This is a genomic window from Lelliottia amnigena (assembly GCF_019047465.1).
In the GTDB taxonomy this organism is placed as follows: Bacteria; Pseudomonadota; Gammaproteobacteria; order Enterobacterales; family Enterobacteriaceae; genus Enterobacter; species Enterobacter amnigenus.
Genome location: NZ_CP077236.1, coordinates 2,321,063 through 2,335,553, shown reverse-complemented (window position 1 = coordinate 2,335,553; position 14,491 = coordinate 2,321,063). Strand labels below are relative to the sequence as shown.

The window sequence follows — 14,491 nt, the reverse complement described above, 5'->3', positions numbered from 1 at the left end:
CAGCGCTTACGCTGGCCCCGAAGGGGCGAGACTGAAAGTCGTGTCACGCGGCAAACGCGTGAGTCCCCGGGAGCTTACTCAAGTAAGTGACGGGGGTGAACAAACGTCGCCAACGCACATGCAGCGTAAAGTTTGACGGGTAAATCGCTGCCTCACATCACCGGTGAGACAGCGAGGGCTGGCTTACCGGAAAGAGATTCTCCCTCGCGGGAGAGGGGTGGGATCAGGGTCCATACAGCCTCCGGTAAGTGAAAAAGAGTAAGTCGACGCGCAGTATCGTGTTTTATCCATACCGTTTGTGACGATTCGAGCGGTATGATAAGCCTGCGTAACTAAACCGAACGTATACGCGGCACTATTCACGCGGCATTAAGCGCAAGCCCTGGATAGATGACCTGTCGAAACCAGACTTTGCCCATTGCGAAATCGTGGTGTCGCATTAGGCTCAGATGACGATTTATCGCTGTTACAGGGAATAAAGGATGCAGAACCGCCTGACCATCAAAGACATTGCGCGCTTAAGCGGCGTGGGTAAATCCACCGTGTCGCGCGTGCTGAACAACGAAAGTGGTGTCAGCGAGCGCACGCGTGAGCGCGTCGAGGCGGTGATGAATCAGCACGGTTTTTCTCCTTCCCGTTCCGCACGCGCCATGCGCGGGCAGAGCGACAAAGTGGTCGCGATTATCGTTTCTCGTCTTGATTCCCTGTCGGAAAACCTGGCGGTACAAACCATGCTCCCGGCGTTTTACGAGCAGGGTTACGACCCGATCATGATGGAAAGCCAGTTTTCGACGCAGATGGTGGAAGAGCATCTCGGTATGCTGCAGCGCCGCAACATTGACGGTGTGGTGCTTTTTGGCTTTAGCGGCATTAAAGACGATATGCTGAAACCGTGGCAGGCATCGCTGGTGCTGCTGGCGCGCGATGCCAGCGGATTTGCCTCCGTGTGTTACGACGATGAAGGGGCGATCCGCGCCCTGATGCAAAAACTGTACGAGCAGGGGCATCGCCATATCAGCTATCTCGGCGTGCCGCACAGCGACGTCACCACCGGTAAGCGCCGTCACGAAGCCTATCTGGCCTTCTGCAAAAAACATAACCTGCCCGCCGTTGCCTCTCTGCCGGGACTGGCGATGAAACAGGGTTACGATCAGGTGGCGAGCGTGTTAACACCGCACACCACCGCGCTGATCTGCGCCACGGATACCCTCGCGCTGGGCGCAAGCAAGTATTTGCAGGAGCAGCGTATCGACAATCTTCAACTGGCGAGCGTGGGCAGTACGCCGCTGATGAAGTTTCTGCATCCGGAAATTATCACCGTCGATCCGGGCTATGCAGAAGCCGGTCATCAGGCGGCGGCACAGCTTATTGAGCAGATAAATGGCCGCAGCGAGCCGCGGCAAATCGTTATCCCCGCCAAAATCGCTTAATTCACCGTCATACTTCACGCAGCAGATGCGTTGGCTGCGTGCGTTCATCCCAGCCGCATAGCTGTTGTCTATGCTGCTGGGACTCCCCCACCTGCCCCCTTTTTTCAACGCAAATTGTTTAGTGATAGTTAACGTTATTGTGATCTCCCCCTGATTTCGGGAACGTTCCCATTTTCGTCGTTACGCTTAAAGAGTAGGCTTGCGTCCAGGTCATTACCCTCCACATCTGTCATGAGGCTTCATGATGAGCAAAGTAAAACAAACCGATATCGACCAGCTGATTGTGCTGGTTGGGGGACGCGAGAACATCGCCACCGTCAGCCACTGCATCACCCGCCTGCGCTTTGTGCTGAACGACCCGGCCAAAGCCGACCCGAAAGCCATCGAAAATCTGTCGATGGTCAAAGGCTGCTTCACCAATGCCGGCCAGTTCCAGGTGGTGATTGGCACCGAAGTGGGCGATTACTACCAGGCGCTACTGGCGACAACAGGCCACTCTTCGGCTGATAAAGAGCAGGCCAAAAAAGCGGCGCGCCAGAACATGAAATGGCACGAGCAGCTGATTTCCCACTTCGCAGAAATCTTCTTCCCGCTGCTGCCTGCGCTGATCAGCGGCGGCTTGATTTTGGGCTTCCGCAACGTGATCGGCGACGTGCCGATAAGCGACGGCAAAACGCTGGCGCAGATGTATCCGGCGCTGCAAAGCATTTACGATTTCCTGTGGCTGATTGGTGAAGCGATCTTCTTCTATCTGCCCGTCGGGATTTGTTGGTCAGCGGTGCGCAAAATGGGCGGAACGCCGATTCTGGGTATCGTGCTGGGCATTACGCTGGTCTCTCCGCAGTTAATGAACGCTTACTTACTGGGGCAGCAAGTACCGGACGTCTGGAACTTCGGGATGTTTACTATCGCGAAAGTGGGCTACCAGGCGCAGGTGATTCCGGCGCTGCTGGCGGGCCTGGCGCTGGGCTTTATTGAGACGCGCCTGAAACGCATCGTGCCGGATTATCTCTATCTGGTGGTCGTTCCGGTCTGTTCACTGATTCTGGCGGTATTCCTCGCCCACGCGTTTATCGGTCCGTTTGGCCGCATGATTGGCGACGGCGTGGCCTTCGCGGTGCGTCACCTGATGACCGGCAGCTTTGCGCCGATTGGTGCGGCGCTGTTTGGCTTCCTGTATGCCCCGCTGGTGATAACCGGCGTCCATCAGACCACGCTGGCGATTGATATGCAGATGATCCAGAGCCTCGGCGGTACGCCAGTGTGGCCGCTGATCGCCCTGTCTAACATCGCTCAGGCTTCAGCGGTAACGGGCATTATCATCGTCAGCCGCAAACACAATGAACGCGAAATCTCGGTTCCGGCTGCAATCTCCGCCTATCTCGGCGTGACCGAACCGGCGATGTACGGCATCAACCTGAAATATCGTTTCCCGATGCTGTGCGCGATGATTGGTTCCGGCCTGGCCGCGCTGCTGTGCGGTCTGAACGGGGTGATGGCGAACGGAATTGGCGTCGGCGGCCTGCCAGGCATTCTCTCCATCCAGCCGGCTTACTGGCAGGTGTTTGCGCTGGCAACGGCGATTGCGGTTATCGTACCGATGGCGCTGACCACCGTGGTTTATCAGCGTAAGTTCCGTCAGGGCACGCTGCAGATTGTTTAACCTCTTCTTTCGGGGCGCACTTGCGCCCCTTCGCATTTGCAGGAACGAACTATGAATACCCTTCCTCACTGGTGGCAAAACGGCGTCATCTATCAGATTTACCCAAAGAGTTTCCAGGACACCACCGGAAGCGGCACCGGCGATTTGCGCGGCGTGACGCAGCGTCTGGACTACCTCAAAACCCTCGGCATCGACGCGATTTGGCTGACCCCGTTCTACATCTCCCCGCAGGTGGATAACGGCTACGACGTGGCGAATTACACCGCCATCGACCCGGCCTACGGCACGCTGGATGATTTTGACGAACTGGTGGCGCAGGCGCATACGCGGGGGATTCGCATCGTGCTCGACATGGTGCTCAACCACACCTCCACGCAGCACGCGTGGTTCCGCGAATCGCTCAACAAAGCGAGCCCGTATCGCCAATTTTACATCTGGCGCGACGGCACGCCGGATGCCCTGCCAAACAACTGGCGCTCCAAATTTGGCGGCAACGCCTGGCGCTGGCACGCCGAGAGCGAGCAATATTATTTGCACTTATTTGCGCCCGAGCAGGCGGATCTCAACTGGGAAAACACCGAGGTGCGCGCAGAGCTGAAAAAAGTCTGCGAGTTCTGGGCCGATCGCGGCGTGGACGGTTTGCGTCTCGACGTGATTAACCTGATCTCCAAACAGCAGGATTTCCCCGACGATAACCTCGGCGACGGGCGTCGCTTCTACACCGACGGGCCGCGCGTACACGAATTTTTGCAGGAGATGAGCCGCGACGTGTTTACCCCGCGCGCGCTGATGACCGTGGGCGAGATGTCATCCACCTCGCTGGAAAATTGCCAGCAGTACGCAGCGCTGGACGGGCGCGAACTGTCGATGACGTTCAACTTCCACCATTTAAAGGTGGATTACCCGAACGGCGAAAAATGGACGCAGGCGTTGCCCGATTTCGTGGCGCTTAAAACCCTGTTCAGCCACTGGCAGCAAGGGATGCACAATAAGGCGTGGAATGCGCTGTTCTGGTGTAATCACGATCAGCCGCGCATTGTGTCGCGCTTTGGCGATGAGGGCGAATACCGCGTGCCCGCCGCCAAAATGCTCGGTATGGTCCTGCACGGGATGCAGGGCACGCCGTACATTTATCAGGGCGAAGAGATCGGTATGACCAATCCGCACTTCACCCGTATCACCGACTATCGCGATGTCGAAAGCCACAACATGTTCGCTGAAAATCGTGAAAAAGGCCGCGAAACGGACGAACTTCTGGCGATTCTGGCGAGTAAATCCCGCGACAATGGTCGGACGCCCATGCAGTGGGACGCCAGCCAACACGGGGGATTTACGCAGGGTGAACCGTGGATCGATCTTTGCGATAACGTCGCCACGATTAACGTCGCCGCAGCGCTACAGGATCCAGACTCTGTTTTTTACACCTATCAGACGTTGATTCAGCTGCGCAAAACGCTGCCGGTACTGACCTGGGGCGACTATCAGGATCTCCTGCCCGAGCACCCGTCTCTGTGGTGCTATCGCCGCCAGTGGCAAGGGCAGACGCTGATTGTCGCCGCTAACCTGAGCCGAGAATGCCAGCAGTGGCATCCGACTGCCCAAGAGGGGAACTGGCGCGTGGTGCTCAGTAACTACGACGAAGCCGCCAATACCCTGGCTGCCATGACCCTGCGCCCCTTCGAAGCCATCTGGTGGCTGCAAGACTGACGAAAAACGCCGGACAATCCTCCTGTTGCCCGGCGTTACAAGCATGTTTTAGTTGAATAATTAATCAGAATTTTCCCGCCTAAATTTACAAACCCTGTAGTGCCCGTCGTTTGTACTCTCGTCCGTTTACTTTGTTCTGAATCAAAAAAATCGCAAACATCTTTGATGCAAATCACTACATATAGAACTTAAAATGCACGCCGACCCTACATATTGTATTTTTCGTCTACTATTCCAACAATACAACGGCGCCGACGTCGGCCGGAGTTGTGGATAACACGGGTCGAAAACGAGGGAAGTGGCTGGAGCATCTATAAATCTGCTCAATGCATACTTCCCCACCTCTGTGGATAACCTGTTTTTAATGGAGTGATCATGACACCGCATGTGATGAAACGAGATGGCTGTAAAGTGCCGTTTAAGTCAGAGCGCATCAAAGAAGCCATTTTGCGTGCAGCTAAAGCAGCGGGAGTCGATGACGCAGATTACTGCGCCACCGTCGCAGAAATCGTCAGCCAGCAGATGAATGAGCGCAGTCAGGTGGATATCAATGAGATCCAGACGGCGGTCGAAAACCAGCTGATGTCTGGCCCACATAAACAGCTGGCGCGCGCCTACATTGAGTACCGCCACGATCGCGATATTCAGCGTGAAAAGCGCGGTCGCCTGAACCAGGAAATTCGTGGTCTGGTCGAGCAGACCAACTCGGCGCTGCTCAACGAAAACGCCAACAAAGACAGCAAAGTGATCCCGACGCAGCGCGATCTGCTGGCCGGGATTGTCGCCAAACACTATGCCCGCCAGCACCTGCTGCCGCGCGACGTGGTACAGGCGCATGAGCGCGGTGAGATCCACTATCACGATCTCGATTACTCCCCGTTCTTCCCGATGTTCAACTGTATGCTGATCGATCTAAAAGGCATGCTGACCCACGGCTTTAAAATGGGTAACGCCGAGATCGAGCCGCCAAAATCAATTTCCACGGCGACGGCGGTAACGGCGCAAATTATTGCGCAGGTCGCCAGCCATATTTACGGCGGGACGACCATTAACCGCATCGACGAGGTGCTCGCGCCGTTCGTTGCTGAAAGCTTCAAAAAACACCGTAAAGTAGCCGAAGAGTGGCAGATCCCAGACGCAGACGGATACGCCCATTCCCGCACCGAAAAAGAGTGCTATGACGCGTTCCAGTCGCTGGAATATGAAGTGAACACGCTGCACACCGCCAACGGCCAGACACCGTTTGTGACCTTTGGATTTGGTTTAGGAACGAGCTGGGAATCACGTCTGATTCAGCAGTCGATTCTGCGCAACCGCATTTCAGGCCTTGGCAAAAACCGCAAAACGGCCGTGTTCCCAAAACTGGTGTTTGCGATCCGCGATGGTCTGAACCACAAGTTTGGTGACGCAAACTACGACATCAAACAGCTGGCGCTGGAATGCGCAAGCAAGCGCATGTATCCGGATATTCTGAACTACGACCAGGTGGTGAAAGTCACCGGTTCGTTCAAAACGCCCATGGGCTGTCGCAGTTTCCTTGGCGTGTATGAGGATGAAAACGGCGAGCAGGTCCATGATGGGCGCAACAATCTGGGCGTGATCAGCCTGAACCTGCCACGCATCGCGCTGGAAGCCAAAGGCAACGAAGAGGCGTTCTGGAACTTGCTGGACGAGCGACTGGTGTTGGCGCGCAAAGCGCTGATGACCCGCATCGCGCGTCTCGAAGGCGTTAAAGCCCGCGTGGCACCTATTCTGTATATGGAAGGCGCCTGCGGCGTGCGTCTGAAAGCAGACGACGACGTTTCTGAAATCTTTAAGAACGGCCGCGCGTCGATTTCTCTGGGCTATATCGGTATTCACGAAACCATCAACGCGCTGTTTGGCGATCAACATGTCTATGACAGCGAAGCGCTGCGTGCCAAAGGCGTGGCGATCGTTCAGCGTCTGCGCGATGCCGTCGACCTGTGGAAAGACGAAACCGGCTATGGCTTTAGCCTGTACAGCACGCCGAGCGAAAACCTGTGCGACCGTTTCTGCCGCCTGGATACCGCCGAGTTTGGTGTGGTGGATGGCGTGACCGACAAAGGCTACTACACCAACAGCTTCCACCTCGACGTCGAGAAAAAGGTCAATCCGTACGACAAAATTGACTTTGAAGCGGCTTATCCGCCGGTGGCGAGCGGCGGCTTCATCTGTTACGGCGAGTACCCGAACATTCAGCACAACCTGAAAGCGCTGGAAGACGTGTGGGATTACAGCTATCAGCACGTGCCGTACTACGGGACAAATACGCCGATTGATGAGTGCTACGAGTGCGGCTTTACCGGTGAGTTTGAATGCACCAGCAAAGGCTTTACCTGTCCGAAATGCGGCAACCACGACGCCGCGCGCGTCTCGGTGACCCGCCGCGTGTGCGGTTATCTTGGCAGCCCGGACGCACGTCCGTTCAACGCCGGTAAGCAAGAAGAAGTGAAACGCCGCGTGAAGCATTTGGGAAATGGGCAGATCGGTTAACGTTGTAGCGCGATACTTTCCCCTCACCCTCTCCCTCAAGGGAGAGGGAACCGATCGAGCAAGGCGTTTACCCCTTTCCCTTAACGGGGTGAGAACCGATCGAGCAACAAGTTTACCCCTTACCCTTAACGGGGTGGGAACCGATCGAGCAACGCGTTTACCCCTTTCCCTTAACGGGGTGGGAACCGATCGAGCGACATGCTTTTCGCCTTTCCCTCAAGGGGGGAGCAACCCTCTTGCCCCCTCTCCCTGTGGGAGAGGGCCGGGGTGAGGGCATCAGACAGCACATTCTTTCTGGACACCGCTATGCGATATCACAACTACTACCCCGTCGACATCGTCAACGGCCCTGGCACACGCTGCACCCTGTTTGTTTCAGGGTGCGTTCACGAATGCCCGGGCTGCTATAACAAAAGCACCTGGCGTCTGAACTCAGGCCAGCCGTTTACCGACGAGATGGCGGATCGCATCATTGACGACCTCAACGACACGCGGATAAAGCGCCAGGGAATTACCCTTTCGGGCGGCGACCCCCTGCATCCGCAGAACGTGCCGGATATTCTCGCGCTGGTAAAACGCATTCGCGCAGAGTGTGCAGGCAAAGATATTTGGGTCTGGACCGGCTACCGGCTGGATGAACTGAGTGATGCGCAGAAGGACGTGGTTGATCTGATCAACGTGCTGGTCGACGGTAAATTTGTGCAGGATTTAAAAGACCCGGCGCTGATCTGGCGCGGCAGCAGCAACCAGGTGGTCCATCATTTGCGCTAAATGAAGGCGGATTTCGACTCTCCGCCCTCACCTTCAAAAACGACTCAAACTCTCCATCGCCACCGCGTTAAACTCATCAAAATCGTGACAGGCGCACAGCCGCGTCATTGCCCGCTCCCGCAGGAAAGTGACAAAAATATCGTAGATCGCCATCGCCTCTTCGTACTCGCTTTTGCTGATCGCCAGCAGGAAAATGACGTGCGCCGTTTCATCGCCCCATTGGATGCCCTGCGGGGCCAGCACGGTGTAGACCACCGTTTTTTGCGCCATCAGACCGAGGGAGTGCGGCAGCGCAATGCCGTCGCCGAGCATGGTGCTGACAATCGCCTCACGCTCCACTACCGAGTCGAGAAATTCCGCGCCAACGAATCCTTCCGCTTCGAGCTGCGAACAGAGTTCCTGGAACAGCGTTTGCTGATCGACGGGTTTATTAATCACGCGGAAATGCGCCGCATCGAAATATTTCTCCAGCATCCACGGGCGCGTGCGGTCCACCAGCACCAGCTTGCCGATCTGCTCCAGCTGATAATCGGTTGGGAACGGTGCAATCAAAACCACCGGTTTGGCCTTTTCGCTGATCCGCGCGGTCGAAATAACAAAATCTTCGCTGATGTTTTCCGCCAGTTCGTACTCGCGCAGCGTGACGGTGCGCGTCACGTCTATCTGCGGATATTTGCGTTGCAGCACCGCCTCGATCATGCGCGCCATCGCGTTACCGGCATCACACACCAAAAGCACGCGCGGCTGACGCTGATAGCCGACGTTGTAATGGCGCTCCAGCCCGACGCCGATATGCAGCACCAGAAAACCAATTTCGTTTTCGCTGATGATATAGGGGGTGTATTTTCCCCAGCCAGAGACCGCCGCCAGCGTCATGTCCCACGCCATCGGATAGTGTTGCTTGATATTTTCCAGCAGCGGGTTGGGGATCATGATTTGGTAACGCACGCGGGTGATCATGGTTTTAATATGCGTCAGCAAATCTGCGTGCAGCTGCGCATCGTTCAGCAGATTGTAGTTATAGTGCGTGTTGATGTAGCGCAGGATGTAATTGACCAGCGCTTCGTCGTCGTCGGCGTTGATGGCACTTGGGGCAATCTCCTGGATTTGACGGGACGCCAGATGGACGCACAGCCAGTTCTCTTCTGAAGGCGAAAGCGCTTTATCCGCCAGTTGCGAAATGGCAGCGGCGATATCCCGCGCGGCGGCGCGCACGTTCTCTTCCACATCTTCGGCATTAAATTCCGGCAGCGGATAACCCTCGCCGATGCGCCGTACCGACACCGCACAGTACAGGCGTACAAACAGCTCGCCTTCATCCGTGAGACGAATGTGATGGCGCGTGAGCGTGTCGTGCAGCACGCCAACCAGTTGCTCCGGCACGCCGACGTTCAGGGCGATTTCGGTCACCAGCGGATTCAGGCTGTCCTGCTGCGCCAGTTCCCACAGCAGATCGGTCAGGCACGCGCGCACGGACATTTCGCTTCCGAAGAGTTTCATGCCGTGACGCGGGCGGGTTTCGAGCGTCAGATTGTAGCGGTGAAACCACTCGCGCACGTCCACCATATCGCTTTGCAACGTGGCGCGGCTGACAAACCATTCATCAGCCAAATCTTCTAGCTTTAAAGAGAAAGCGGCAGTGAGAAATCGCACTACCAGATAGTGCACTCGTTCTTGTCCGGTACGCGGGATACGCAGCGCGCGCGGACGGGAATCCTGCAATGACTGATAGCGCGCGGCATCGTCGATTTTAAGCTGGTAGCCGTTGCCTCGGCTCAAAATAAACTGCGCGCCGTGACTCGCCAGGAGCGCATTCAGGGCCGTGATATCAGCGCGGACGGTACGTGTTGAGACCGAAAGGCGCTGCGCCAGCTCGTCCTGCGGCAGCGTCTCGTTTTGCAACAAATCAAACAGTTGCGCTAAACGTTGGTTCGGAAATCGCACGTCGGTGTCCTCTTACGGCTCATGGCCCTGGTGAAATGACCATCTGGGATGGGCTGCCAACCGGCGTATAGTCCGGCTCAAAGCGTAGCTTACCGTCTGGCTCAACGCGAAAACGGGTAATGTTATCGCTACGCTGATTCATGACGTACAGCCAGCGCCCCTGATTATCAAGCGTCAGCGTGCGCGGGTAATCGCCACGCGTCCAGACATCGTTCTGGTGCGTCAGCGCTCCGTCCGCCGTTACGGTAAAGTGCGCGATGCTGTTATGCAAACGGTTAGCGACGTACAGCTGTTTGCCGTCGCGGCTCAACACCAGGCCCGCGGCAAAGCTGGTCCCTTTGTAGGCGTTCGGCAGCGCGGAGATCGTTTTGCCCTCTTTCAGCGTACCCGAGGTGCTATCGAGCGAATAATGGGTCAGCGTCGATGCCTCTTCGTTAATCAGCCACAGTCCATCGCCTTTTGGCGTGAAGACAAAATGGCGCGGCCCCGCACCTTTCGAGGATGCGTTGATAAACGGCGGATCGTTCGGGGTGAGCTTTCCGCTGCGATCGTCAAAACGGTACTGGTAGATCCGATCCAGACCCAGATCGGTTGAAAAGACAAACTTCCCGCTCGGATCGGCAGCGATCATGTGCGCGTGCGGACCGTTATGATCGCTTATCGCAAAACTGCCTTCCACGGCGGCTTCGGGTGCTGCTGCGCCCGGTTCGCCCCGATCCTGATGGGTGTCTGTGGCCTCGCCGAGGCTGCCGTCAGATTTCACCGGCAGCACCGCAATCGAACCGCTGACGTAGTTTGCCACCAGCAAATGACGACCGTTTGGCGTCAGCGACAGATAAACAGGGCCCGCGCCGCCTGAGGCGACCTGATTTAACGCGCTCAGCTCGCCGTTATCACCAATACGCAGCGCCTGCACCACGCCTTGCTCCACTTCGCTCGCCAGATACAGCGTTTTGCCATCGAACGAGACGGTCAACTGCGCGGCATTCGCCAGCGTGCTGGCCCGCGTTTTATGGTCGAGCGCGCCGGTTTGCGGATCGACGGTAAATCGGTACAGCCCTTCACCGTTCGGATTATACGTCCCGACCCAGGCGTACTGCGGCTGGGCAACGGCAGCCGTCGCCAGCAATGAGAGTGAAGCAGCAAGCAGATGATGAGTGTGCATGGTGGCTCCTGTTGGATGGTGCGGTTTGTGTCCCCTCACCCCTGCCCTCTCCCATAGGGAGAGGGAGAAAACAATCCCCTCTCCCTATGGGTATAGGCAAAGAGTGCATCGGCAATCCCTCTCCCTATGAGCAGAAGGGAAAAGACCGCTCCGGACAGTCCCTCTCCAAAAGGGAGAGGGAGAAAACAATCCCCTCACCCTATGGGTATAGGCAAAGAGTGCATCGGCACTCCCTCTCCTTATGAGCAGAAGGGAAAAGACCGCTCCGGACAGTCCCCCCTCCAAAAGGGAGAGGGTTAGGATGAGGGGCAAAATTCTACTTCACTAACTTCTTCGTGATATCCAGCAGCGTGCGGACATCTTCCGGGCGAGTGTCGCCGGTGGTTTTGTCGATAATCGAGCTGTAAATGTGCGGAATAATCTTGCTGACGCCCGCATCCAGCGCGATCTGCAGGATCGCCTCGATGTTCTCCAGATCGATACCGCCCGTCGGTTCCAGCCAGAAATCGTGCTTCGCGCAGGCTTCTGCCACCGCTTTGTACTCGTCGCGACACGCCAGGCCGCCCATCGGGAAGTATTTGATGGAGCTGCCGCCAAAATCTTTCAGCAGCGCAATCGCGGTTTCTACCGGCACGATGCCGTCAGGCGCGTTGCTGCTCAGCGGCCCGGTGGAGATTTTGACCATCCCGACCGTACCGGTTGGTGACACTAACCCGTTCACCACGGAATCATTTTGTCCCAGCAGCGCGCGGCTGGTCGCCACGCCGGTAAACACCTGATTAACGTGCTGCGGCTGAATCTGGCGGGAGATTTCGCTGACCATCGCCGACTGATTGGGATCGCCCGCGCCAAGCCCTACAGAGAGTGCGTTATCAATCAGCGCAGCGTACTCGCGCATATCCGCGACGGCGCTGTCCACATCAGGATAGTTTTTAGACAACACGCCCACCAGAACATGACCTTCAGCCGCCTCGTAAATCGCACTGGCATTCGCTTTTGAACCTGCCAGAACGTTCAGGCACACGCGATCACGGTAAAAATTGGGGGTTAATTTCATGCGTTTTTCTCCTGGCCTAATACTTCGCGGATGCGGCGATAAACAATTTCTAGCTGGTCGGCGGTCACGCTGCGCACGTCCGCTTCGATAATCCCTTCGTTGGCCTTGTAGCCACGGAAGTAGATAGCGTATTCGCCCTGCTTGAGCGCGTTCACCAGATCGCCGGTGCCCACGCCGGTGGCGGCTTCGTCGAATTTGATTTCGCTGCGCGCGATATCCCGTCCGGCGCTGTCCCAGACCACACGGGCCGTCACACCGTTTAAGGTATTCAGTGCGTCAATAAAGGGGGTCATTTTCGCGACCATTTCAGCGCCGCTCTCTTTGGTCGCCGTCAGGTAATGTTCGATAGCGCAGGTCAGGCCCAGGATGCCCTCTTTACCCACTTTCATGGCGCGGCCAATGCCCGCCGTCTGGCGTTTCACCCATTCGACATACTGCGTTTTACCGATCACCAGGCCGCTGGTTGGCCCCTCGATCGCCTTCGCGCCGCTGTAGATCACAAGATCCGCGCCGGAGCGGTAATAGACATGCAGATCTTCTTCCGCTGCTGCATCGACGATCAACGGCAGATCGTGTTTGCGCGCAACCACCGCCGCCTGCTCGACGCTGAGCATGCTTTTCTGCACGCAGTGGTGAGACTTGATGTAAAGAATGGCTGCGGTACGCGGGGTGATCGCCGCCGCCAGCTGATCGGCGGAGCATTCGTTGGCGTAACCCGCTTCGACCATTTTGCCGCCACCGAGCGCGACCATGGTGCCGACCGGTGCGCCAAAGTTGACGTTGTGACCTTTCGGCAGCACGATTTCGTTGTTCTCAATGGGCGTGACGTGCAGGTTTTCCAGCAGCCAGTCACTCTCTTTCACCAGCACCGCGGCCACGGACTGCGCAATACCCGCCGAGGCGCAGGAGACGACCGTTGCGCCTTCTACGTCCAACAGCTTCGCGATGTATTCACCGGTTTTATTGACCAGATCTTTCATCTCGAAATACTGATTCATGCCGTCCATCGCCGCCTGCACCACTTCCGGACGCGGTGTGGAAACGCCCAGCGCCGTCATGCGGCCGGAGGTGTTGATCACCTGTTTTAAATGGTATTTCTCATAAATCGAAGACATGTTCCGTGCTCCCTTGTTCGGTCATGTAGCCCTTGCCTGCGCGGATCGCGGCAAGCGGCAGCAAAATATGTTCAGCCTGCAGGCTGTCGTTTTCAGCATCTACCAGCAGCGTCGGCTGGCGTTTTACGGTGAACAGCGTCAGGTCGGCATCCAGACCCGGCTGAATGCGGCCTTTTTGCGTCAGACGCAGGCCGTCGGCGGCGTTGGCGGTCACGCACTCGATCACCTGCGGTAGCGACATACCGATGGCGAGGAATTTCGACATCACGCTGGCAAGGCTACCCACCGGCCCGTTGAGGCGGTTGCGGCAGTAGATATCCGAGCTGATGGTGTGCGGCAGAATGCCCATTGCGATGGCGCGCTTCGCCACCTCGAAGCTAAAACTCGCCGTGCCGTGGCCGACGTCAAGGCGCACGCCGCGCTTCAGCGCGTTGGTGATGGAGGCACGCAGTTCGCCCGACGGCGTAAGAATGCGGTTCGGTTTGCCGTTGTAGCAGTGGGTGATGATGTCGCCAGAACTCAGCAGATCGGCAATTTCATCGAGGTTTGGCGGATTGTTGCCGATATGCACCATCAGCGGCAGGCCGCCATTCTGCTGCTGCATCTCTTTTGCGCACGCCAGCGGCGTGATGCCGTTTTCACCGACCACGCTGCTGCTCATGCGGGCTTTCAGGCCCACGATAAAATCAGGGTGGCGCTTCACGGCCTGCTGTACCGCATCCGCATCGATATTGGCCATGTTCGCCAGCTCGTTTTGAGCGATCAGCCCGACGCGGGAAATATTCAGCAGCGCGAAAACCGCCGTGCTGGCTTTGCGGGTAATTTCGTAGAAATCGTCCACATCGTCGGCACCGGTACTGCCCGCGTCCACGACGGTCGTGACGCCAGTCGCGATACCGACGCTGTCCGGCTCATCATGATAAATCGGGGAGTTGGGGTAGCAGTGAACGTGAGAATCAATCCAGCCCGCGCTGACAAACACTTCGCCGTTCAGCTCGACGGTTTTGTGTGCGGGAGCGTTAATCTCACCCAGCGCCGCAATTTTGCCGTCCTGAATGGCAATGTCAGCCAGCGTATCGTCGGTGAGGCGCGCGCGGCGCAGGAGTAAATCAAACATAAACATCT

At 57.0% G+C, this 14,491-nt stretch carries 11 protein-coding genes; 5 read left to right on the top strand and 6 right to left on the bottom strand.

All coding sequences use genetic code 11. From position 1 onward, the window contains the following. Nucleotides 1-183 precede the first annotated feature (183 nt). Nucleotides 184-234 (bottom strand): mgtA regulatory leader peptide MgtL, encoded by a 51-nt coding sequence (gene mgtL / locus I6L74_RS21635; RefSeq protein WP_131489246.1) that lies wholly within the window; start codon nucleotides 232-234, stop codon nucleotides 184-186. Nucleotides 235-482: 248 nt separating this feature from the next. Between mgtL and treR the strand changes: the two genes are divergently transcribed. The 5 genes from treR to nrdG all read left to right on the top strand — a co-directional run bounded on the left by treR (nucleotide 483) and on the right by nrdG (nucleotide 8,085). Then, the gene (gene treR / locus I6L74_RS10935) at nucleotides 483-1,430 is read left to right on the top strand and encodes a trehalose operon repressor TreR (protein WP_059179993.1); all 948 of its coding nucleotides are present in this window, start codon (nucleotides 483-485) and stop codon (nucleotides 1,428-1,430) included. Between the two features lie 244 nt (nucleotides 1,431-1,674). Next, nucleotides 1,675-3,093 (top strand): PTS trehalose transporter subunit IIBC, encoded by a 1,419-nt coding sequence (gene treB, locus I6L74_RS10930; RefSeq protein ID WP_059180044.1) that lies wholly within the window; start codon nucleotides 1,675-1,677, stop codon nucleotides 3,091-3,093. Between the two features lie 51 nt (nucleotides 3,094-3,144). Next, complete coding sequence (treC, locus tag I6L74_RS10925; RefSeq protein WP_059179992.1) at nucleotides 3,145-4,800, top strand: alpha,alpha-phosphotrehalase; 1,656 nt, start codon at nucleotides 3,145-3,147, stop codon at nucleotides 4,798-4,800. A 375-nt stretch (nucleotides 4,801-5,175) separates the two neighbouring features. Beyond that, the gene (gene nrdD, locus I6L74_RS10920; protein ID WP_059179991.1) at nucleotides 5,176-7,314 is read left to right on the top strand and encodes an anaerobic ribonucleoside-triphosphate reductase; all 2,139 of its coding nucleotides are present in this window, start codon (nucleotides 5,176-5,178) and stop codon (nucleotides 7,312-7,314) included. A 306-nt stretch (nucleotides 7,315-7,620) separates the two neighbouring features. Beyond that, a complete protein-coding gene (gene nrdG, locus I6L74_RS10915) occupies nucleotides 7,621-8,085 on the top strand; it encodes an anaerobic ribonucleoside-triphosphate reductase-activating protein (protein WP_059179990.1) in 465 nt (154 codons plus the stop codon). A 33-nt stretch (nucleotides 8,086-8,118) separates the two neighbouring features. Here nrdG and I6L74_RS10910 read toward each other — a convergent pair whose 3' ends face one another. The 5 genes from I6L74_RS10910 to I6L74_RS10890 form a co-directional block, all read right to left on the bottom strand. After that, complete coding sequence (locus I6L74_RS10910; RefSeq protein WP_059179989.1) at nucleotides 8,119-10,029, bottom strand: BglG family transcription antiterminator; 1,911 nt, start codon at nucleotides 10,027-10,029, stop codon at nucleotides 8,119-8,121. A gap of 19 nt (nucleotides 10,030-10,048) precedes the next feature. Then, a complete protein-coding gene (locus tag I6L74_RS10905; RefSeq protein ID WP_059179988.1) occupies nucleotides 10,049-11,194 on the bottom strand; it encodes a lactonase family protein in 1,146 nt (381 codons plus the stop codon). A gap of 316 nt (nucleotides 11,195-11,510) precedes the next feature. Further along, entirely contained in the window at nucleotides 11,511-12,251 is a 741-nt protein-coding gene (gene dagF / locus I6L74_RS10900; protein ID WP_059179987.1) for a 2-dehydro-3-deoxy-phosphogluconate aldolase, read from the bottom strand. Next, nucleotides 12,248-13,366, bottom strand: a complete 1,119-nt coding sequence (locus I6L74_RS10895) for a DgaE family pyridoxal phosphate-dependent ammonia lyase (RefSeq protein ID WP_059179986.1) — start codon at nucleotides 13,364-13,366, stop codon at nucleotides 12,248-12,250. The genes dagF and I6L74_RS10895 overlap by 4 nt, the downstream gene beginning before the upstream one ends. Continuing rightward, nucleotides 13,350-14,483: an amidohydrolase/deacetylase family metallohydrolase gene (locus tag I6L74_RS10890; protein ID WP_059179985.1), complete on the bottom strand. Its 1,134-nt coding sequence runs from the start codon at nucleotides 14,481-14,483 to the stop codon at nucleotides 13,350-13,352. Before I6L74_RS10890 ends, I6L74_RS10895 begins: the two co-directional genes overlap by 17 nt. Nucleotides 14,484-14,491: the final 8 nt, after the last annotated feature.

Bases quoted from the DNA above. Each gene is read 5' to 3' on its own strand.
- treR (WP_059179993.1), top strand. From the start codon at position 483: ATGCAGAACCGCCTGACCATCAAAGACATTGCGCGCTTAAGCGGCGTG.
- treB (WP_059180044.1), top strand. From the start codon at position 1,675: ATGAGCAAAGTAAAACAAACCGATATCGACCAGCTGATTGTGCTGGTT.
- treC (WP_059179992.1), top strand. From the start codon at position 3,145: ATGAATACCCTTCCTCACTGGTGGCAAAACGGCGTCATCTATCAGATT.
- nrdD (WP_059179991.1), top strand. From the start codon at position 5,176: ATGACACCGCATGTGATGAAACGAGATGGCTGTAAAGTGCCGTTTAAG.
- nrdG (WP_059179990.1), top strand. From the start codon at position 7,621: ATGCGATATCACAACTACTACCCCGTCGACATCGTCAACGGCCCTGGC.
- I6L74_RS10905 (WP_059179988.1), bottom strand. From the start codon at position 11,194: ATGCACACTCATCATCTGCTTGCTGCTTCACTCTCATTGCTGGCGACG.
- dagF (WP_059179987.1), bottom strand. From the start codon at position 12,251: ATGAAATTAACCCCCAATTTTTACCGTGATCGCGTGTGCCTGAACGTT.
- I6L74_RS10895 (WP_059179986.1), bottom strand. From the start codon at position 13,366: ATGTCTTCGATTTATGAGAAATACCATTTAAAACAGGTGATCAACACC.
- I6L74_RS10890 (WP_059179985.1), bottom strand. From the start codon at position 14,483: ATGTTTGATTTACTCCTGCGCCGCGCGCGCCTCACCGACGATACGCTG.